The sequence below is a fragment of the Janthinobacterium aquaticum genome (assembly GCF_009208565.1).
Lineage (GTDB): Bacteria > Pseudomonadota > Gammaproteobacteria > Burkholderiales > Burkholderiaceae_D > Janthinobacterium.
In genome coordinates this window covers 191,010-209,768 of record NZ_WFLK01000009.1, presented here as the reverse complement: position 1 = coordinate 209,768, position 18,759 = coordinate 191,010, and the positions used below count along the sequence as shown (strand labels likewise).

Annotated in this window: 20 protein-coding genes; 12 read left to right on the top strand and 8 right to left on the bottom strand. The window is 60.5% G+C overall.

Annotation, left to right across the window (positions count from 1 at the left end):
* Window positions 1–10: 10 nt before the first annotated feature.
* The 5 genes from trhP (at window position 11) to gdhA (ending at window position 4,400) form a co-directional block, all read left to right on the top strand.
* Window positions 11–1,369, top strand: a complete 1,359-nt coding sequence (gene trhP / locus GCM43_RS15865; RefSeq protein ID WP_152245959.1) for a prephenate-dependent tRNA uridine(34) hydroxylase TrhP — start codon at window positions 11–13, stop codon at window positions 1,367–1,369.
* Window positions 1,370–1,686: 317 nt separating this feature from the next.
* A complete protein-coding gene (locus tag GCM43_RS15860) occupies window positions 1,687–1,884 on the top strand; it encodes a hypothetical protein (protein WP_152245957.1) in 198 nt (65 codons plus the stop codon).
* Between the two features lie 312 nt (window positions 1,885–2,196).
* The gene (locus GCM43_RS15855) at window positions 2,197–2,529 is read left to right on the top strand and encodes a hypothetical protein (RefSeq protein ID WP_152245955.1); all 333 of its coding nucleotides are present in this window, start codon (window positions 2,197–2,199) and stop codon (window positions 2,527–2,529) included.
* On the top strand, window positions 2,523–2,912 hold the full coding sequence (locus GCM43_RS15850; protein ID WP_152245953.1) for a hypothetical protein: 390 nt from the start codon (window positions 2,523–2,525) through the stop codon (window positions 2,910–2,912). Before GCM43_RS15855 ends, GCM43_RS15850 begins: the two co-directional genes overlap by 7 nt.
* A gap of 144 nt (window positions 2,913–3,056) precedes the next feature.
* Window positions 3,057–4,400: an NADP-specific glutamate dehydrogenase gene (gene gdhA / locus GCM43_RS15845; RefSeq protein ID WP_152245951.1), complete on the top strand. Its 1,344-nt coding sequence runs from the start codon at window positions 3,057–3,059 to the stop codon at window positions 4,398–4,400.
* On the opposite strand, the gene GCM43_RS15840 is transcribed toward gdhA, so the two are convergent.
* Window positions 4,397–4,954, bottom strand: a complete 558-nt coding sequence (locus tag GCM43_RS15840; protein ID WP_152245949.1) for a flavin reductase family protein — start codon at window positions 4,952–4,954, stop codon at window positions 4,397–4,399. The two genes, gdhA and GCM43_RS15840, sit on opposite strands and share 4 nt — an antisense overlap.
* 145 nt (window positions 4,955–5,099) lie before the next feature.
* Here GCM43_RS15840 and GCM43_RS15835 point away from each other — a divergent pair, with 145 nt between their 5' ends.
* The 3 genes from GCM43_RS15835 to GCM43_RS15825 all read left to right on the top strand — a co-directional run bounded on the left by GCM43_RS15835 (window position 5,100) and on the right by GCM43_RS15825 (window position 7,365).
* A complete protein-coding gene (locus tag GCM43_RS15835) occupies window positions 5,100–5,735 on the top strand; it encodes a GIN domain-containing protein (RefSeq protein WP_152245947.1) in 636 nt (211 codons plus the stop codon).
* A gap of 80 nt (window positions 5,736–5,815) precedes the next feature.
* Window positions 5,816–6,568, top strand: a complete 753-nt coding sequence (locus GCM43_RS15830; RefSeq protein WP_152245945.1) for a DNA-formamidopyrimidine glycosylase family protein — start codon at window positions 5,816–5,818, stop codon at window positions 6,566–6,568.
* A complete protein-coding gene (locus GCM43_RS15825) occupies window positions 6,565–7,365 on the top strand; it encodes an enoyl-CoA hydratase (protein ID WP_152245943.1) in 801 nt (266 codons plus the stop codon). Before GCM43_RS15830 ends, GCM43_RS15825 begins: the two co-directional genes overlap by 4 nt.
* Window position 7,366: 1 nt before the next feature.
* On the opposite strand, the gene GCM43_RS15820 is transcribed toward GCM43_RS15825, so the two are convergent.
* The 4 genes from GCM43_RS15820 to GCM43_RS15805 form a co-directional block, all read right to left on the bottom strand.
* Window positions 7,367–8,104 carry an AIM24 family protein gene (locus GCM43_RS15820; protein WP_152245941.1) on the bottom strand — a complete coding sequence of 246 codons (738 nt, stop codon included), beginning with the start codon at window positions 8,102–8,104 and terminating at the stop codon, window positions 7,367–7,369.
* A gap of 3 nt (window positions 8,105–8,107) precedes the next feature.
* Window positions 8,108–8,749, bottom strand: a complete 642-nt coding sequence (locus GCM43_RS15815) for an AIM24 family protein (protein WP_152245939.1) — start codon at window positions 8,747–8,749, stop codon at window positions 8,108–8,110.
* 9 nt (window positions 8,750–8,758) lie between these two features.
* Window positions 8,759–9,376 carry an AIM24 family protein gene (locus GCM43_RS15810; protein ID WP_152245937.1) on the bottom strand — a complete coding sequence of 206 codons (618 nt, stop codon included), beginning with the start codon at window positions 9,374–9,376 and terminating at the stop codon, window positions 8,759–8,761.
* A gap of 106 nt (window positions 9,377–9,482) precedes the next feature.
* Window positions 9,483–10,352 carry a helix-turn-helix domain-containing protein gene (locus GCM43_RS15805; RefSeq protein ID WP_226929507.1) on the bottom strand — a complete coding sequence of 290 codons (870 nt, stop codon included), beginning with the start codon at window positions 10,350–10,352 and terminating at the stop codon, window positions 9,483–9,485.
* Between the two features lie 111 nt (window positions 10,353–10,463).
* On the opposite strand from GCM43_RS15805, the gene GCM43_RS15800 reads away from it, so the two are divergent.
* The 4 genes from GCM43_RS15800 (at window position 10,464) to bamE (ending at window position 13,451) form a co-directional block, all read left to right on the top strand.
* Window positions 10,464–11,933, top strand: coding sequence for a cytochrome P450 (locus GCM43_RS15800; RefSeq protein WP_152245935.1), 1,470 nt, complete (start codon window positions 10,464–10,466; stop codon window positions 11,931–11,933).
* A gap of 6 nt (window positions 11,934–11,939) precedes the next feature.
* Complete coding sequence (locus tag GCM43_RS15795) at window positions 11,940–12,290, top strand: nucleotide pyrophosphohydrolase (protein ID WP_152245933.1); 351 nt, start codon at window positions 11,940–11,942, stop codon at window positions 12,288–12,290.
* A gap of 130 nt (window positions 12,291–12,420) precedes the next feature.
* On the top strand, window positions 12,421–13,152 hold the full coding sequence (locus GCM43_RS15790; RefSeq protein ID WP_226929506.1) for a hypothetical protein: 732 nt from the start codon (window positions 12,421–12,423) through the stop codon (window positions 13,150–13,152).
* Between the two features lie 8 nt (window positions 13,153–13,160).
* A complete protein-coding gene (bamE, locus tag GCM43_RS15785; protein ID WP_193315635.1) occupies window positions 13,161–13,451 on the top strand; it encodes an outer membrane protein assembly factor BamE domain-containing protein in 291 nt (96 codons plus the stop codon).
* Window positions 13,452–13,531: 80 nt separating this feature from the next.
* On the opposite strand, the gene GCM43_RS15780 is transcribed toward bamE, so the two are convergent.
* From GCM43_RS15780 to GCM43_RS15770, 3 genes are all read right to left on the bottom strand, one after another.
* Window positions 13,532–15,172: a methyl-accepting chemotaxis protein gene (locus GCM43_RS15780; protein WP_152245927.1), complete on the bottom strand. Its 1,641-nt coding sequence runs from the start codon at window positions 15,170–15,172 to the stop codon at window positions 13,532–13,534.
* 223 nt (window positions 15,173–15,395) lie between these two features.
* On the bottom strand, window positions 15,396–17,540 hold the full coding sequence (locus GCM43_RS15775) for a DEAD/DEAH box helicase (protein ID WP_152245925.1): 2,145 nt from the start codon (window positions 17,538–17,540) through the stop codon (window positions 15,396–15,398).
* Window positions 17,541–17,761: 221 nt separating this feature from the next.
* Window positions 17,762–18,646: an alpha/beta fold hydrolase gene (locus GCM43_RS15770; RefSeq protein ID WP_152246036.1), complete on the bottom strand. Its 885-nt coding sequence runs from the start codon at window positions 18,644–18,646 to the stop codon at window positions 17,762–17,764.
* Window positions 18,647–18,759 lie beyond the last annotated feature (113 nt).

The window sequence follows — 18,759 nt, the reverse complement described above, 5'->3', positions numbered from 1 at the left end:
CGCCTCCACCATGCTACGCGCTCCCGAACTGCTCCTCCCTGCCGGCTCCCTGGCCAAAATGCACGCTGCCTTTGATTACGGCGCCGACGCCGTCTACGCGGGCCAGCCCCGCTACAGCCTGCGCGTGCGCAATAATGATTTTTCTTCGCTGCAGTCGCTGCAGGAAGGCATAGACGGCGCGCATGCGCGCGGCAAGCAATTCTTTGTCGCCAGCAATATCTTTGCTCATAACGCCAAGCTGAAAACCTATCTGCGCGACATGGAGCCGGTGATTGCCATGCGCCCCGATGCGTTGATCATGGCCGACCCGGGTCTGATCATGATGGTGCGCGACAAGTGGCCCGAGGTGCCCGTGCATCTGTCGGTGCAGGCCAACGCCGTCAACTGGGCCGACGTGAAGTTCTGGCACCGCATGGGCCTGACGCGCGTGATCCTGTCACGCGAACTGTCGCTCGACGAGGTCGAGGAAATCCGCCAGCGCTGCCCGGAAATGGAACTCGAAGTGTTTGTCCATGGCGCGCTGTGCATCGCCTACTCGGGCCGCTGCCTGCTGTCGGGTTACTTTAACCACCGCGATCCGAACCAGGGTACCTGCACCAATTCCTGCCGCTGGGACTACAAGGTTGGCGATGCGGCCGAAGACGCCACCGGCGACTACGCGCCCATGCAGGTGGTGCCGCTACACTTCGAGCAGGCGCTGGAAGAGGCCAACAATTCCTTTTCGGCGCTGCACCAGCAGCCGCGCCACCCGCTGGCCGACCGCGCCTACCTGATCGAGGAAGCCCAGCGCCCAGGCCAGATGATGCCGATCATGGAAGACGAGCACGGCACCTACATCATGAATTCCAAGGACCTGCGCGCGATCGAGCATATCGAGCGGCTTGTGAAAATCGGCGTCGATTCGCTGAAGGTGGAAGGCCGCACCAAGTCGCTGTACTACGCGGCGCGCACGGCGCAGGCATATCGCCAGGCCATCGACGACGCCGTCGCCGGCCGCCCGTTCGACACCGGCCTGCTGGGCCAGCTGCAAGGCCTGGCCAACCGCGGCTACACCGACGGCTTCTACCAGCGCCACCATACGCAAGCCCACCAGAACTATATGCGCGGCGTGTCGGAACTGAACCGCAGCCAGTATGTCGGCGATGTGCTGGCGGTGGAAAACGGCTGGGCCCGGATCGACGTCAAGAACCGCTTCAGCGTGGGCGACCGCCTCGAAGCGATGCACCCGGCCGGCAACCGCGATATCGTCGTCACGCGCATGCTGTCCGATAGCGGCGAGGAAATCAGTGTGGCGCCAGGCAGCGGCCACTTCGTGCGTATCGAACTCGATGCAGCGCTGGAACGGGCGATGCTGGCGCGGTATCTGTAAAGATCAACGCGATGTCAGATGCGGCACTGGACAAGCACGGCCATCAATTGCTGTCCTTTTGAGCAGCTATGCCCGGCATTGCGTAGCAGGCATACGTCGAGGGGAACTACCGTGGCATAAAGAAAGAAGAGGCTGTACCTCCACACCAGCAGCCGCACTGGCCGTGCCAGGAATACACGCACGGCTCCAACTCCGGTGACGACGCTCAAAACACAAAATGCATCAGCCTTAATCCACCGCAATATTTAAAATCTCCCAAGGACAAAAATCACTGAAAGACGATCAACTGCACCCATATCACAATGACAGGCAATAGCATGCTTGAGCTACAACCAATGGATACGCGTGGCTACTTTAACCTTCCACAAAGGCCTGAAGGAGCCGCTTATTACACCTACGGCACGCCTCCCAATGGCGCAGGCCAATATGGCCATCCAAAATTACTGTCATTAATATTGCAGGTTGAGCAATTATGGCAACAAATCGACAGCAGAAAGTGGCTTTGGCAATATTAGTCTTGCCTCAGGCGCTGCATATGAAGGACACAGAAGTCACCGCAGTGGTTTGGACCTTGACGTTCGACCTTTACGGAAAGATCAATTACAACAGCCTGTAAACAGATTTGATGCGCAATATGATCAAAATGCCACAGCCAGGTTGATAGCGCTTTTTTTTAATTTTACCTATATTCGAGTCATCTACTTTAATGATACGGCCATCCCACGGGTTCGCCCTCTGATGCGGCATGATGATCATTTTCACGTGACCATAAAAAATCAGGATTACTAAAAATGCATAGGGCGTTGATGATGGTGATAGCGTTAACTATGATTGCGGCATTGGCACGCCCTGCCTCAGGATGGACCTTTTCCTATCAACCGTTTCAAGGCCGCTATCTGATTTATGGCGGTGGACTTGGAGATCCCTATACGCCTACCAGCAGCAACAAGCACATTGCATACCGGATCAAAGGAGATGTCGCGCAAAAGATATTCAACGCCATCGGCCCCGATCTGCGCAATGTCTGTGGGGCAGACGGGGAACAACGCATACGTCAGCGCGCTGAGATCGTCTGCATGAGCCACAAGCGTGATGGCTACAGCTGCAACTTCGGTTTCGACTTGCAGAGCGGGCGCAGTATCGGAGGCAGCATATGCTGACGCTAAAGTACGTGTGGTCTGGCATTGCTGTCGTGGCGGCGTGCCTGCTCGCAACAGACAGCTTGGCCATCCTGCAACTGATCTACCGCGATTTTGCAGGTAAATACTTGCTGTATGGCGGCTATCAGGACGACATGGTGGCACCGGTCACGGGCGACAACAAGATCGCTTTTGAAATCAGGGATCGATCAGCCAAAGAACTGTTTGACATGCTCGGCCCTGACCTGAAAGACGCCTGCCCTTCCCAATCGCTGCGGTTGCGCCAGCGTGACATGCTGCTCTGTACGTACAACAAACAAAATGGTTACCGATGCCATTTTGGCTTCGATCTGTCGACTGGCCTGAGTATTGGTGGTTTAGCCAAGCCGTTCCTGTGCAACTGAAAAACCCTATACCCCCTCGTCTGACACCCTCTTTTCGCCACATTTTGTAGCAGAAAATTTCACCAACCAAATTTCCGCACCATTTTCGTGCAAAATTATGCGAAGATAGTTGCTCGATCAATCGTTTACCTCCATGGAATTTTGATGAAATACGCATCTGCTCACGAGTACGTTCAACAAGTCGCCGCCCGCAATCCTGGTCAACCGGAGTTCATTCAAGCTGTCACGGAGGTGATGGAGAGCTTGTGGCCGTTCCTGGAGAAACATCCGAAGTATGCGGAGCAAGGCTTGCTGGAACGCCTGGTCGAGCCGGAGCGCGTGATGATGTTTCGCGTGTCGTGGGTGGACGACCATGGCCAGGTGCAGGTCAATCGCGGCTACCGCATCCAGCACAGCATGGCCATCGGCCCGTACAAGGGCGGCCTGCGTTTCCATCCGTCCGTCAACCTGTCGGTATTGAAATTCCTGGCGTTCGAGCAGACGTTCAAGAATGCGCTGACCACCCTGCCGATGGGCGGCGGCAAGGGCGGCTCCGACTTCGATCCGAAGGGCAAAAGTTCGGGCGAGGTGATGCGTTTCTGCCAGGCGTTTGTGAGCGAACTGTTCCGCCATGTCGGTTCGGACACAGACGTGCCGGCTGGCGATATCGGCGTCGGCGGGCGCGAGGTCGGCTATATGGCCGGCATGATGAAAAAGCTCAGCAACCGTGCCGACTGCGTGTTTACCGGCAAGGGCATCAGCTTTGGCGGTTCGCTGATGCGCCCTGAGGCGACCGGCTACGGCACGGTGTATTTTGCGCAGGAAATGCTGAAAACGCGCGGCCGCTCGTTCAAGGGTCTGCGCGTGTCGGTTTCCGGCTCGGGCAACGTGGCGCAGTACGCGGTGGAAAAAGCCATGGCCATGGGCGCCAGGGTGCTGACGGTGTCCGATTCGAGCGGCACGGTGATCGAGGAAGACGGCTTTACACCCGAAAAACTGGCGATCCTGATGGAAGTGAAAAACCATCTGTACGGCCGCGTCAGCGACTACGCCGCGCGCACCGGCGCGCGCTTTGAGGCCGGCGCCTCGCCGTGGCAGGTGCCGGTCGATATCGCGCTGCCGTGCGCCACGCAAAACGAACTGGGCATCGAAGACGCCCGCACGCTGATTGCCAATGGCGTGCTGTGCGTGGCTGAAGGCGCCAATATGCCCACCACCATCGAAGCGGCCAAGGCGTTTGAAGAAGCGGGCGTGCTGTATGCGCCGGGTAAGGCCAGCAATGCCGGCGGCGTGGCGACCTCGGGCCTGGAAATGAGCCAGAACGCCGAACGTATCTCGTGGCCGCGCGAAGAAGTCGATGCGCGATTGCTGCAGATCATGCAGGGCATCCATGCCGCCTGCAAGCAATACGGCACGCGCGCCGACGGCTCCGTCAGCTATGTCGACGGCGCCAATATTGCCGGCTTCGTCAAGGTGGCTGACGCGATGCTGGCGCAGGGCGTGATCTAACGCATTTCAGGCTTCATCAGGCTCTTGCGGCTGATGGTGCGGCCCGATACCATGAACTCGCCATCGCCCCGGTAATGCAGCGTTTCAGGCAGCTTGGGCGAGGTGGCCACATGGGCTTTCACGCACTCGAAGATAAAGAAGCCGCCACGCGGGTTGCCTGCCACCTGCGCCAGCTTGCATTCGAAGTTGGCGTAGCATTCGGCGATCAGGGGCGCGCCGACCTGCTCGGCCGGCTGCGCCGTCAGGCCGAAAGCGGCGAATTTGTCGGTATCCTCACCGCTGCAATTGCCGATCGCCACTACCTGGTCAACCATATCGGCCGTCGGCAGATTGATCACGCACTCCATGCTGCGCTTGATCATTTCATGGCTGTGGTTGGCTTCGGAAATAAAGCAGCCCAGCAGCGACGGCGTAAATTCCATCAGCATATGCCAGCCCATGGTCATGATGCCCTGCTCACCCTTCCAGCTTGAACTGACCAGCACCACCGGACCGGGTTCGAGAAAACGGCGGATATTGGCGACCGGGTAATCTTCCTTCTGATAATTTTTCATTCCTGCTCCCAAGATACTGATCGCAACAGCATAGACCAGCAGTGTCACGCAGGGCGCGCGGCTGGCCGCGACGACGCGACGGTTTTTTCCCCAAGGACGATGTTGCGCTCTAGAATACACTTATCAACTATCTAAGGAAACCGTTATGCGCCCGCTGCCCCTGCTTGCTGCCGTATCCTTTGCTTGCCTGGCTGTATCGACTCTGGCCCATGCTGATGAACAGAAACGCGCGGCCGCGCCATTTAACGCCATCGATATCCGCGGTGCGATCAGCATTGAAGTCGAGTCCGGCAAGCAGCATAGCGTCACGCTGCGCGGCGACCAGAAATTTCTCGCCAATGCCGTCACGGAAGTCGTTGACGGCGAGCTGCGCATTTCCCTCAAGGACAAGGACAGCAAGAAAGCCGAGAACGATCCGCGCGTGATCGTCACCATGCCGCAACTGCGCAAGCTGATTGCCGAAGGCGCCGGCGAAAAAATCCTGACCAAACTGAGCGGTCCACGCGTCGATATCAGCTACAAAGGTGCCGGCCGGCTGCTGGCCGACGGCCAGGTCGACTGGCTGCGCCTGAAAGCGCAAGGCGTAGGCGAAGTTGACACGCACGAACTGAAAGCAAAAAATGTCGACGTCAATTTCGACGGCATCGGCTCGGTCAAGGTGTATTCCTCGGGCGAACTCAATGCCGTGGTGCGCGGCATGGGCGAACTGGTGTATTACGGCAATCCCAAGGTGGTGCACAAGTCGGTATCGGGCATCGGCAGCGTCAACGCCGCCAAATAAGCGTGCGCCGCGGTTTCTGATTTTTGCCGACACTGAAGTGGTCAAGCTGGCATGGCGCCAGCCAACCACGGAGGTGCAGCATGCCCGAAGGTCCATCGATCGTGATCCTGCGCGAACTGGCCGAGCCGTTTGCCGGCAAGACTATTGCGCACGCCAGCGGCAACAGCAAGACCATCGACATGGCCGCGCTCGAAGGTCAGCCGCTGCTGCAGGTAGCCAGCTGGGACAAGCACTTTTTGCTGCGCCTGCCCACGCTGTCGCTGCGCATCCATTTCCTGCTGTTCGGCAGCTACCGCATCAACGAGCGCAAGGATGCCGTACCACGTTTGCAACTGACGTTTGACGATGGCGACGAGCTCAATTTCTATGCCTGTTCGGTCAAGCCGGTCGACGCCGATCTGGACGCCGTCTACGACTGGCGCGGCGATGTGATGAACGCTCAGTGGGACGCCGCGCTGGCGCGCAAGAAACTGCGCACCAGGCCCGACATGCTGGTGTGCGACGCCCTGCTCGATCAGGATATTTTTGCCGGCGTAGGCAATATCATCAAGAACGAGGTGCTGTTTCGCATACGCGTCCATCCGCTCTCGACCATCGGCGCGCTGCCGGCGCCCAAGCTGCGCGCGCTGGTGCAGGAAGCACGGCAATACAGTTTTGACTTTCTTGAATGGAAAAAGGCTTATACGCTCAAGGCGCACTGGCTGGCGCATGCCAAAAAAATCTGTCCACGCTGCCATATTGCCTTGCACAAGGCCAGCCTGGGCAAGACACAGCGGCGCAGTTTTTTCTGCACGCGTTGCCAGAAACAATACGAACACAAGGAGACAGCATGAATACGGAAACTCATATCGACGCCCCACTGGTTCTGCGCAGCAATGCCGGCGGCCTGGTCACGCTGCGACTGAACCGGCCGCAGCAGTTCAATGCCCTGTCCGAAGCCATGCTGGCGGCCTTGCAGGCCCAGTTCGATGCACTGGCAGACGATCCCGACGTGCGCTGCGTGGTGCTGGCGGCCGAGGGTCGCGCATTTTGCGCCGGCCACGACCTGCACGAAATGCAGGCCACGCGCGAACTCGACTATTACAAGCAGCTGTTTGCGCAGTGCTCATGCGTGATGCGCACGATCCAGGAATTGCCGGTGCCGGTGATTGCCCGCGTGCATGGGATTGCCACGGCAGCAGGCTGCCAGCTGGTGGCCAGCTGCGACCTGGCCATTGCCGGCGAGTCGGCGCGCTTTGCCGTCTCGGGCATTAATGTGGGCCTGTTCTGCGCCACGCCAGCAGTGGCCCTGTCGCGCAATGTCTCGGCCAAGCGCGCTTTCGAGATACTGGTCACGGGGCGCTTTATCGATGCAGCCACGGCGGCGGACTGGGGACTGGTCAACCAGGCGGTGGCCGACGATGCGCTCGACGACCAGTTGGCGCTGTTGGCGCAAAGCATTATGGACAAGAGCCCGACAGCGGTGCGCTATGGCAAGCAGATGTTCTACCGCCAGCGGCAGATGGCGCTGGCTGAAGCCTATACCTATGCGGGTGAAGTGATGGCGAAAAACATGATGGAAGAAGACGCCGGCGAAGGCGTTTCGGCATTCCTGGAGAAACGGCCGCCGCAGTGGCAGCGGCCGCAATGAACTAGCGTTCTTCCTTCATCTGCTGCTGAGCCGACAAGCTCAGCTTGCTCAGTTCATCCTTGCCCAGCATCGGCAACTGGGACAGCAGATGCGACAGGGTCGAACTGTTTTCGGTATTGAGCTCGGACGACTGAACCAGCACCGTACCGGCACCGGTAAAGTCGATCTGCTTTTCCTCGCCGGACAAGGTAAAGCCGGTCAGCGCGCCTGCCGCCGAAGCCCAGCCCTGCACATGCGCGTAGTCGTAGTGATACGACGGGCTCGGGCAATCGGCCCAGCCCAGCACGGCCTGCTCGTCGACACGGCATGGCAATTCCAGGAAATGCACGGGGCCGTTCGACGAGGCGATCACCTTGCCGGTACCGATCATGGTCAGATAACCGGGCAGGGTCGATTCCTGGCAGACGACATCCTTGGTAAAACCGAGCAGATTCTGGGCGCGGATGGTCATGTTGGCGTTGTCCAGGTCATAGCAGGCCAGGTCGTTGCCGTTGTCGCCAAGAATCAGTTGCCCATTACCGTGCGCCACCACGAAGTGATGGACATACTTGGGCGCATTGAAGGCGGTGCGCACGATCAGGTCGAGCACGCTGCTGCCCATGGCTTCAAAGCGCAGCTCGCCGTAGAAGGCAATCATCTTGCCCTTGCGAATGAAAATCTGTTCCTTGACGTCGATCACATACGAAAAGCGGTTCAGGTTATCGTTTTTCGGCAAGGTGGCGGGGTTGTAGACAGTCATGGCTTACCTTTCGCTTGCTTGAATATAGACCGTGCCCTGGCCCATGAATTTCACCTGATAGGACTCGCCAGACGCCTGGCCGACAAAGGTCTTCCAGTTCAGGTCGGTCACAATACTGGAACTCAATTGCCCGACATGGCCGATATACGCCTGCGGGTCGACAAACACCGGTACATCGGGTGTGACCGGCAGGCCAATTGCGTTACCGTCCGACAAAATCGCCACTTCGCCCGTACCCTGCAAAGTGGTGGTAAACAAGCCCTGCCCCGACACGGCGCCGCGCACCATGCCCTGGATGCCGCCCTGGTTGCCAAGAAACATGGTGCCGGCCGTCAGGCGCGCGTCAAACGCCAACAGGCTGTCGCTTTCCACATACAGCGTTTCGCCGCGTACCGGGATGATGGTCACGAACAGGCCGCCCTGCGCGTAGTAGACGCTGCCGCTGCCCTTGGCCAGCATCAGTGCATAGCCTTCGCTGGTGACGGCGCGCATGGCCAGGCTCTGTACGCCCTGCCCGGCCAGGAACGAGCGGCTGAACTGCACGTCGCCCTGGTAGGACACCATCGCACCCTTGCGCGCAAACACCTCTTCATTGCTGAGTGTGACCTGCAGCATTTTTTCATTGATCTGCTGATAGACAGGCATGGCGCGCTCCTAACGTTCGGCCGGCTGGATAAACACCACGCCGTTGCCTGTGAATTTATGCTGGTACGATTCGCCCGAACTCTGGCCGATCATGGTGCGCCAGTTAACGTCGAACACGAACTCCTGGCGGATATCGCCCTTGAAGCCGATAAAGGCGTCCGGATCGACCCGCAGCGGCGTCGACGGCGTCACTTCCAGCATGATCAGGTTGCCCTGCGAAATGACGGCAATATTGCCGTGCCCTTCCACGGTGGTGGAAAACAGGCCCTGGCCTGAACTTGCGCCGCGCAACCCGGCAAAGCTGGTGCCGGTTTTCAGGCTGGTGTCATAGGCCAGCAAGCTGCTGCTCTCGATGGTCAGCTTTTCGCCGGCCAGCGCCAGCACGGTGATCTCGGCAGCGTCCTGGGCAAAGAACACGGTGCCGGTGCCCGAGGTCTGCATCAGCTGCATGCCCTCGTTGGTGACCTTGCGCTTGAGCGCGCCGAAGATGCCTTCGCCGCCCAGCAGGGACTTTTCAAATTTGATGCTGCCCGTGTAGGCGACCATGGCGCCGGCAATTGCCAGCACTTTCTCATTTTGCAGGTGCACCTCGAGCAGGCGGTCGGTATTGTTGCGGAAACTGGTCACGCGCGACTCCCCAAAAATGCCACGGCGCAACGCCCTGGCTGATCGAGACGATACCGTTGCCTTTCATGCCATGCAAGCACTATTGCTATCGTGCGCGGGGGTACGCCTAGGACCAGATGCGGTAGATCCAGTAGCTTTCATCGTCGCGGCTGGCACGCGCCAGTTCGGTCGGGCTCAGGCCGGTAATATCGCGCACTTCGCGGCAAAAGTGCGCCTGGTCGGCATAACCGCCCTGGGCGGCGATGTCGGACCACGAGATATTTCCCTTGAGCATGGCGTCGCGCTCGTCGAGGAACAGCTGTTCGGCGCGGCGCATGCGCAGCAAGGTGCGCATCGGCTGGCCGGCCCAGGCCTTGATGCGCCGCTCGATATTGCGCGCCCCGCTGGCCAGGCCATTCGACGCGGCCTGCACACCGAGACGGCGTACCCAGTCCTGGATCGCGCTGGCGGGCTGATCGTCGCGCTGGCGCGCCACCTGCCAGCGTGGTGCCAGAAAGCTCTCTACCAGCGCCACGCGCGCTTCATCGTCAGGCGCAGCCAGCACCGCTTGCGACAGCGCTTGCCATTCGGCATCGAACAGCACCTCGAACAGCTGGAACTGGTCGAGCAGCGGCCCCATGGCGATGCCGGTCAGCGCATGCAGTGCAGACGGATAAAACATCAGCACGAACGAGTGCACGGGGCCCGGATTGTAGCTGACCAAGGGCAGCGAACGCGGCCCGCCGAACAGTACAGACGGCATGCGCACGTCAGCCAGCGTCAGGCCAGGCGCTGCGGCCTCGAGCTCGCCCGAGATGGTCCAGACCACACTGCACATGGGGGCGGCCGGGAAACGGTTCAGCCTTTGTCCCGGCGTCAGCGGCGCGCAGCCGGTGGTGTCGCGCACCAGGAAGGCGCGCACGCACGAGGCCAGCGCCAGGCGCGGCGCAATCAGGCGCGTGATCGGACGTGCTGCGGCTTGGTTGTTGGTCGGCATGCTTCGATTGTAGCGGCACTTTGTTCCCTGCGCGATGTCGTATACGTTCAATACAGGGTGCGCAGACGGCGCTACAGTCATGTCACCATTATTCCTGCCACGGAGTCCTGCATGCCGCCACTCGACCAAACTGCCGCCCCTGCTGCCACTGGGCAACTTCGCCAACTGCGCCAGATTCGCCAGCTGCCCGGCCCGTTCGCGCTGCCGATCCTGGGCAACAGCCTGCAACTGCGCGTGCCGCGCATCCACCGCGACGTGGAAGGCTGGGTACGCCGCTACGGCCCCTTCATGCGCGCCTGGTTTGGCCGCACACTGGTGCTGATCGTGGCCGACAGCGAGGCGGTATCAAACGTCATGCGCGACCGGCCTGACGGTTTCCGCCGCCCGCTGTCGAGCTATATCGTGTCCGAGGAGATGGGCGGCACGCCCGGCCTGTTCCTGGCCGAAGGGGCCGAGTGGCGCAACCAGCGCCGCATGGTGATGGCAGGCCTGGCGCCAGGCGCCGTCAAGGCCTACTTTCCGGCGCTGGTGACGGTGGCGCAGCGGCTGCAGCGGCGCTGGCAGCAGGCTGCGGCAAACGGCGCTGCCATTACGCTCGACGACGATCTGAAACGCTATACGGTCGATATCATTGCCGGACTGGCCTTTGGCAGCGATGTCAATACGCTCGAAGCGGGCGAAGACGTGATACAGCGCCACCTGGACGCCATCCTGCCCGCCGTGGGGCGGCGCAGCTTTGCCATGATTCCCTACTGGCGCTATGTCAAGCTGCCATCGGACCGCCGGCTTGAACGCGACGTGGCCGCACTCGATACGGCCGTGGCCACGCTGGTGCAGCAGGCACGCGAGCGCCTGGCACGGGATGAGGCGCGCCGCGCGCGTCCGCCCAACCTGCTCGAAGCGATGATTGTGGCGGCCGACCAGCCCGACAGCGGCGTCGACAACCGCGCCGTGGTCGGCAATGTGCTGACCATGCTGCTGGCCGGCGAAGACACCACCGCCAACACGATTTCCTGGATGATCTATCTGCTGCAGCGCCATCCCGATGCGATGGCCCGTGCGCGCGAGGAAGTGCAGCGCGTGGCGCCCGACGTGGCCAGCTTTTCGATCGAACAGATGGACAGCCTCGACTATCTGAACGCCTGCGCCAGCGAAGCGATGCGTTTGAAACCGGTGGCACCGTTCCTGCCGCTTGAAGCACTGCGCGATACGGTGGTGGGCGATGTGGCCGTGCCGCAAGGCACGCTGGTATGGTGCGTGCTGCGCCATGACAGCGTGTCGGAATCGCATTTTGCCGACCCACAGGCGTTTCGTCCGGAACGCTGGCTCGAGTCCAGCGGACAGCACGATGACAAACGCGCGTCGCTGCCATTCGGCGCCGGCCTGCGCACCTGCCCGGGCCGCTACCTGGCGCTACTGGAAATCAAGATCGCGATGGCCATGCTGCTGGGCAGTTTCGATATTGCCGGCGTCGATACGCCCGATGGCGGCGAGGCGCGCGAACTGCTGCAATTCGTGATGTCGCCGGTGGGCCTGTCGATGCGGCTGGCCAGCCGGCTGGTGATACCATCGCTGATTTGAACCGACATGACTGACAGCCTGCTTGATATCCGCGCGCGCCTGCGCGACTTTGCGCAAGAACGCGACTGGGACCAGTTCCATACGCCCAAGAACCTGGCCATGGCGCTGTCGGTGGAAGTAGCCGAACTGGTCGAGCATTACCAGTGGCTCGCCACCGGCGTCGATGCCGAACTGACTGAAGCGGCCCGTACCGGCATCCGCCACGAACTGGCCGACGTGCTGATGTATCTGGTGCGCCTGGCCGACAAGAGCGGGGTCGACCTGCATGCGGCAGTGCTGGAAAAAATGCTGTTGAACGCAGAAAAATATCCGGCCGATCAGGTGCGCGGCGACGCACGCAAGTCGACACAGTACTGAACCGGTACTGAACCGTGCGAGGCCATTGCCGGGAACGCAGTAGCATGGCGCCATGCGATTATTTCTTCCATTACTGATGCTGGCGCTACTGCTTAGCCCCGCCCCTGCTGTGCTGGCGCAGGAGAGCAGCGTGCAACAGGTGAAAGTGGGGGCCACGCGCGACCCGGTCGACAAGTCCTATCGCAAGATGATGCAGGGCGTGGAACGCTTCGAGCGCGACCATGCGCTGGCGCCGCAGGCCGTGCTGCGTTTTCGTCTGCTGCCGCGCCAGCCGGACGTCGACATGCAGGGCGTCAAGCTGCGTATTGCCGGCGACACGGTCAGCGTGCCGCTGCCCCTGTCTGAAGACAACAGTTTTGCCCCGGTGCGCAACGAGCAGGCACTGCGCGAAGACGCCGTGCTGCTGGCCAACCGCAAGGCCAGCTCCATGAGCTGGCGCGCGCAGGTCATCACCCCCGGCCTGCCGCCCGGTACGCGCCGCCTGGGCGATTTGCGCCTCGAATGCCGCGCCGGCATGGATTCCGGGCTGATCTCGAACGACCCGGCGATTATTTCCTGGTTATCGAGCATGCTCTACAGCACCGATAAAGTCTGCTCCCAGCCAGACGGCAACTACCTGTTCTTTACCGACAAGCCGCTGCTGGGCGTGACCCTGGTGCATGGCGAGCGGCGAGTCCATCTGCCGTTCAAGATGCTGTATGCCGGCGGCGAACAGACGCCCGCTTCGCTGCCTTATTGCGACTGCCAGGTGCTGCTCGACCGCAGCTACTACGCGCCGCTGTGGGACAACAGCTGGCCCGACGATACCCTGCTGGAATTTGACTATATGGATGATGGCGACAAGCGCGAGGTGGCGCCATGAGATGGCTGATGACGCCCATCCTGCTGGCGCTGGCCGCCTGCTCAGGCACGCGCGCGCTGCAGGCCAGCAAGGACGTCCCCTACGCGACCCTGTCGCAGACAGTACAGGTTGGCAGCAGCCAGGAACTGGTGCGCGCCACATTGGGCGAGAGTACAGCGATTCGTTTTGACAACGGCAACAGCGTATGGATGTATACCTACCCCGACGCCAGCGGCGTGCAGGGCGAGTATGTCATCTGGTTCGGCCCGGACGGGCTGGTCCGCAAGGTGCGCAGCGGCGCGGTGTATCGGGTGAAGTAGTCCGCAATACCGGGGTCAGGTCGGCCATTGCTACACGGCCTCAGCCTTGGCAGGCAAGCCAACCGATGAAAGCTTTCAGCTCAACTGATGAGCTTGTGTAGCATTGGCCGACCTGACCCCGATTTTCCGCTGGCGCGCTTGGGCGACGGCTTGAGCTTGAAGATGCTGATCGACTTGGCCACGCTGTCGGTGCGCTGCGCGAGGCTGGACGCGGCGGCGGCGGCCTGTTCGACCAGTGCGGCGTTTTGCTGGGTGATGCCGTCCATCTGGATCACCGCCTGATTGACCTGGCCGATGCCCTGGTTCTGCTCGCGCGTGGTCGAGGAGATCTCGTCCATCACTTCCGTCACGCGCGCTACCGAGGCGATCACTTCGGTCATGGTGGCGCCAGCGTTGCTGGTCAGCGCGGTGCCGGCGTTGACGGTGGCCAGCGAATGGTCGATCAGTTGCTTGACCTCCTTGGCGGCTGTGGCCGAGCGCTGTGCCAGGCTGCGCACCTCGCCGGCCACTACCGCAAAACCACGGCCGTGCTCGCCGGCGCGCGCCGCTTCCACGGCCGCGTTCAGCGCCAGGATATTGGTCTGGAAGGCAATCCCGTCGATCAGGCCAATAATATCGAGAATCTTGCGCGAGCTGCTACTGATCTCGTCCATCGTCGTCACCACTTCCGTGACGATGGTGCCGCCCCTGGCCGCCACGCTGGACGCCTGCGCGGCAAGCTTGTTGGCAGTGTCCACATGATCGGCGCTGTTCTGCACAGTGGACGTCAACTGCTCCATGCTGGCGGCCGTCTGCTCCAGGCTCGACGCCTGCGATTCGGTACGGCTCGACAGGTCCATATTTCCGGTCGCGATCTCGGACGTGGTCACGCGGATATCCTCGAAATTGGCGCGCACATCGCCAATAATGCTATGCAGATTGATATTGGTCTGGCGCAGCGCCGACATCAGTTCGCCCATATCGTCGTCGCGTACTTTTTCAATCACACCCGTCAGGTCGCCGCCGGCCATCTTGCGCGCCACCTTGACGGCGTCGTTGAGCGGCACGGCAAGCGAAGTGTGCAAATGTGCCCAGAAGGTCAGCATCAGCGCTACCGCCACGGCGGCCGCACCGCTCAGCCAGGCGCGGGTAACCGTGCTGGTATTGCCATCGATGCCCCATACGGCTGCGCCCAGCATGGCCACGATGGCGCAAAACAGCACAGCGTGAAAGGCAATGTCCTGCGCCAGGCTCAGCTTGCGCAAGGCAGCCAGCTTGGCGGTCCAGCCCTGCCCGACCACACGGCCATGGCGGATCGCCAGGCGTGCGCTGTTGCCGTCCTTGAAGCTTTGATACAGCGCGCTTGCCTCGGCGACCTGCTCGCGCGTGGGCTTGGTGCGCACCGACATATAACCGATCGGGCGGCCGTTTTCAATCACGGGTGTGATATTGGCCAGCACCCAGTAAAAGTCGCCGTTCTTGCAGCGGTTCTTGACCATGCCGGTCCACGGCATGCCGGTCTTGATAGTGTCCCACAGGTCGGCAAACGCCTCGGCGGGCATATCGGGATGACGCAGGATATTTTGTGGCGCACCCAGCAATTCAGATTCGGAGAAACCGCTGACCTCAATAAAATACTGATTCGCGTAATTAATGTTCCCCTGCAAATCCGTGGTGGAAACAATCGTCATGCCGTCATTCAGCACATATTCCTGCTGCGTGACTGGTGTATTCAACCGCATTACCATCCCCTTGTTTTTTTAATTAGCATAATAAAATTATAAAAACAATATACCACATCAATGTGGCAGGACATATCGCCAGGGATTAATGAGCAACATCAAAAAAATACAATAATCACCATTAAATTATTTAATAATAATTTTAATAATGGCAATTTATTTGTTTTTTATAATCATAAAAAAAGCGCCCGAAGGCGCTTTTTCAATTGTTACCGACCCGTTTTTATTTGTAGGTCTTGCGCGGCGCTTTCGGCCGTGGCGGAGGCGGTTTGCGCTCGGTGCTGCCGTCGTCGAGCGTAATGCGCAGCTGCTGGCCAGCCACCCATACCGTTTTCAGGTGATCGAGGATTTCCGGCGGCATGCCTTCCGGCAGATCGAGCACACTGTGATTGTCAAAGATATCGATGCGGCCGATATGCTTGGCTTCCAGGTTTGCTTCATTGGCAATCGCACCAACGATATTGCTCGGCGTAACAGCGTGCTCACGGCCGACTTCAATGCGGTAGGTCGTGAATGCAGGACGGCCACGTTCCTTTTTCGGCGCGCGCGGCGCGTCGCTGGCAGCCGGGGCACTGAACGACGCCTCGGGTGCTGCCTTGGCAGCCTGCTTGCGTGGTGCGCCAGCCGGTGCCAGGTCAGGGGCATCGCCGTCGCGGCTGATGCGCAGCTGCTGGCCGGCGACCCACACGCCTTTGAGCTGGTCGAGCAGCTCTTTCGGCATGCTGTCCGGCAGGTCCAGTACGCTGTAGTCGTCGTAGATTTCAATGCGGCCGATATGCTTGGAATCGAGTCCCGCTTCGTTGGCGATCGCGCCAACGATATTGCCCGGCTTGACGCCGTGCTGATGGCCCACTTCGATACGGAAGGTCTGCATGCCGGCGTCGGCCGGACGCACGATGCGTTCCTTTTTCGGGAAGGCCGGGCGCTCGCTGCGCTCGAAACGGTCATTGCGGTCAAAACGGTCGCCACGTTCCGGGCGGTCGTTGCGCTCAAAGCGGTCCTGGCGCGCCGGACGCTCGTCCTGCCAGGTCGATTGCTCGCGCTGTTTCTTGTCGAGCAGCAGCGGTACATTCCCGCGCGCCATCTTGGCCAGCGCGGCAGCGATTTCAATCGCCGGAATATTCTGTTCGCGCTCGTAGTCTTCGATCAGCGACTGGAACTGTTCAAGTTCGCCCAGCGCCAGCGTTTCGGTGATCTGGTCCTTGAACTTGGCGATACGCACATCGTTGACGGCCTGGATGGTCGGCAGTTCAAGCATGCCGATCGGCTGGCGGGTCGAGCGTTCGATTGCTTTCAACAAGTTCTTTTCACGCGGCGTAATGAACAGGATCGCCTCGCCGCTGCGCCCGGCGCGGCCGGTGCGGCCGATACGGTGGGTATAGCTTTCCGGATCGTGCGGCACATCGTAGTTGACCACGTGGCTGATGCGCTCGACGTCGAGGCCACGGGCGGCCACGTCAGTCGCCACCAGGATGTCGATCTTGCCGTCTTTCAGTTGCTGGATGGTGCGCTCGCGCTGTGCCTGCTGGATATCGCCATTGATGGCGGCAGCCGAGAAACCACGTGCCTGCAGCTTGCCGGCCAGCTCTTCCGTACCGAGCTTGGTGCGGGCAAAGATGATCATGCCGTCAAACACTTCCGCTTCCAGGATGCGGGTCAGCGCGTCGAGCTTGTGCATGCCCGATACCAGCCAGTAGCGCTGGCGGATATTGTCGGCCGTACCGGTCTTGGCAGCCACCGTAACTTCGGCCGGTTTGTCCAGGTAGGTGGTGGCGATGCGCTTGATAACCGACGGCATGGTGGCCGAGAACAGCGCTGTCTGGTGGCCTTCAGGGGTTTCCTGCAAGATGCGTTCGACATCGTCGATAAAGCCCATGCGCAGCATTTCATCGGCTTCGTCGAGCACCAGCGTTTTCAGTTTGGACAGGTCAAGCGAGCCTTTGTCCAGATGGTCGATCACGCGCCCTGGCGTACCGACCACGACATGCACGCCGCGGCGCAATGCCGACAGCTGCGGGCCATAGCTTTGGCCGCCGTAGATCGGCAGCACATGGAAGCCAGGAATATGCGCGGCATATACCTGGAAGGCTTCGGCGACCTGGATCGCCAGTTCGCGCGTCGGCGCCAGTACCAGGGCTTGGGGTGAGCTTTGTTTCAGATCGATGCGCGACAGGATCGGCAAGGCAAAAGCAGCGGTTTTACCGGTGCCTGTCTGCGCCTGGCCCAGTACGTCGCGGTTAGCTAGCAGCAATGGAATCGTCGCGGCCTGGATAGGCGACGGCGCTTCGTAACCGACATCCTTGAGCGCGCGCACCAGCGCCTCGCTCAGGTTGAGGTCGGAAAATAAGGTAATTGGTGTATCGGACATGAAATCACTCACAAGTTCGCTCGTATCGCCCAATGCGAAAGAGTGTATCCGCTAGTTTACTCTTTACTGGCACTCACCGGGTAAAAGCCACGCGCAGAACGCCGTTTTTTACGCCCTGAAACGCATAAAAGTCGGCGATCTGCACGCAATTGGTGCAACAAGACGTCAACATTGAATGGATAGCAATATCATAGTCGGCGATCAAATTCCTTGAGGCAACTTCACGGCAAGGCCGTTTCGTTACCGCCATGGCGCAGGAAAGCCAGCAGGTCGGCGTTCAGCTGGTCCTTGTGCGTGGTGGCAAGGCCATGCGGCGCGCCCGGGTAGACCAGCAGCTCGCTGCCGATGATCAACTCCGCCGTGCGACGCGCCGAAGCCTCAATGGGCACGATCTGGTCATCGTCGCCATGGATCACCAGCGAGGGAATATCGAATTTGGCCAGGTCGGCCGTAAAGTCGGTTTCGGAAAACTGCGCGATGCACAGGTAAGACGCCGGCATGCCAGCCTGCAGCCCCAAGCGCCAGAACGCATCGCGCACTCCCTGCGACGGCTTGGCGCCGGGCCGGTTATAACCGTAGAATTTCTCGCTCAAGTCCATAAAGAACTGGCTGCGGTTGGCCTGCACGCCGGTGCGGATCTCGTCAAACGCGCTTTTCGGCAAGCCTTGCGGATTGTCGGGCGTTTGCAGCATCAGCGGCGGCACCGCGCCCACCAGCACCGCGCCGGCCAGGCGGCCGGTGCCATGACGGCCGATATAGCGCGCCACTTCGCCCCCGCCAGTCGAATGGCCAACCAGCGTGGCGCCCTGCAGGTCAAGCGCATTGATCAGTTCGGCAAGATCGTCGGCATAGGTATCCATGTCATTGCCCTCGAAGGGCTGGCTGGAGCGGCCATGGCCGCGCCGGTCATGCGCGATCACGCGATAGCCGTGGCTGGCCAGGAAAAACATCTGGTCTTCCCAGGCGTCCGACGACAGCGGCCAGCCATGGCTGAATACCACCGGTGCGCCGCTGCCCCAGTCTTTGTAGTAAAGCGTGCTGCCGTCAGCCGTGCGCAAAGTGTTGCCCGCGGTTTGCTCCTGCCCCGTTTGCTGTACTTCGATCATGCCGCTCTCCTGTTTCATGTCAGATGCCCTATTGTGGCCCGGTTTGCATTGCGCATGCCGCGCGCTACCTTGAGGCAACATGACCGTAGAGTAAGATTGCAGTTGATTTAGCT

Bases quoted from the DNA above. Each gene is read 5' to 3' on its own strand.
- GCM43_RS15820 (WP_152245941.1), bottom strand. From the start codon at position 8,104: ATGACTGTCTACAACCCCGCCACCTTGCCGAAAAACGATAACCTGAAC.
- GCM43_RS15840 (WP_152245949.1), bottom strand. From the start codon at position 4,954: ATGAAAAATTATCAGAAGGAAGATTACCCGGTCGCCAATATCCGCCGT.
- trhP (WP_152245959.1), top strand. From the start codon at position 11: ATGCTACGCGCTCCCGAACTGCTCCTCCCTGCCGGCTCCCTGGCCAAA.
- GCM43_RS15780 (WP_152245927.1), bottom strand. From the start codon at position 15,172: ATGCGGTTGAATACACCAGTCACGCAGCAGGAATATGTGCTGAATGAC.
- GCM43_RS15860 (WP_152245957.1), top strand. From the start codon at position 1,687: ATGCTTGAGCTACAACCAATGGATACGCGTGGCTACTTTAACCTTCCA.
- GCM43_RS15805 (WP_226929507.1), bottom strand. From the start codon at position 10,352: ATGCCGACCAACAACCAAGCCGCAGCACGTCCGATCACGCGCCTGATT.
- GCM43_RS15800 (WP_152245935.1), top strand. From the start codon at position 10,464: ATGCCGCCACTCGACCAAACTGCCGCCCCTGCTGCCACTGGGCAACTT.
- GCM43_RS15855 (WP_152245955.1), top strand. From the start codon at position 2,197: ATGATTGCGGCATTGGCACGCCCTGCCTCAGGATGGACCTTTTCCTAT.
- GCM43_RS15795 (WP_152245933.1), top strand. From the start codon at position 11,940: ATGACTGACAGCCTGCTTGATATCCGCGCGCGCCTGCGCGACTTTGCG.
- bamE (WP_193315635.1), top strand. From the start codon at position 13,161: ATGACGCCCATCCTGCTGGCGCTGGCCGCCTGCTCAGGCACGCGCGCG.
- GCM43_RS15835 (WP_152245947.1), top strand. From the start codon at position 5,100: ATGCGCCCGCTGCCCCTGCTTGCTGCCGTATCCTTTGCTTGCCTGGCT.
- GCM43_RS15850 (WP_152245953.1), top strand. From the start codon at position 2,523: ATGCTGACGCTAAAGTACGTGTGGTCTGGCATTGCTGTCGTGGCGGCG.
- gdhA (WP_152245951.1), top strand. From the start codon at position 3,057: ATGAAATACGCATCTGCTCACGAGTACGTTCAACAAGTCGCCGCCCGC.
- GCM43_RS15830 (WP_152245945.1), top strand. From the start codon at position 5,816: ATGCCCGAAGGTCCATCGATCGTGATCCTGCGCGAACTGGCCGAGCCG.
- GCM43_RS15815 (WP_152245939.1), bottom strand. From the start codon at position 8,749: ATGCCTGTCTATCAGCAGATCAATGAAAAAATGCTGCAGGTCACACTC.
- GCM43_RS15825 (WP_152245943.1), top strand. From the start codon at position 6,565: ATGAATACGGAAACTCATATCGACGCCCCACTGGTTCTGCGCAGCAAT.
- GCM43_RS15770 (WP_152246036.1), bottom strand. From the start codon at position 18,646: ATGATCGAAGTACAGCAAACGGGGCAGGAGCAAACCGCGGGCAACACT.
- GCM43_RS15775 (WP_152245925.1), bottom strand. From the start codon at position 17,540: ATGTCCGATACACCAATTACCTTATTTTCCGACCTCAACCTGAGCGAG.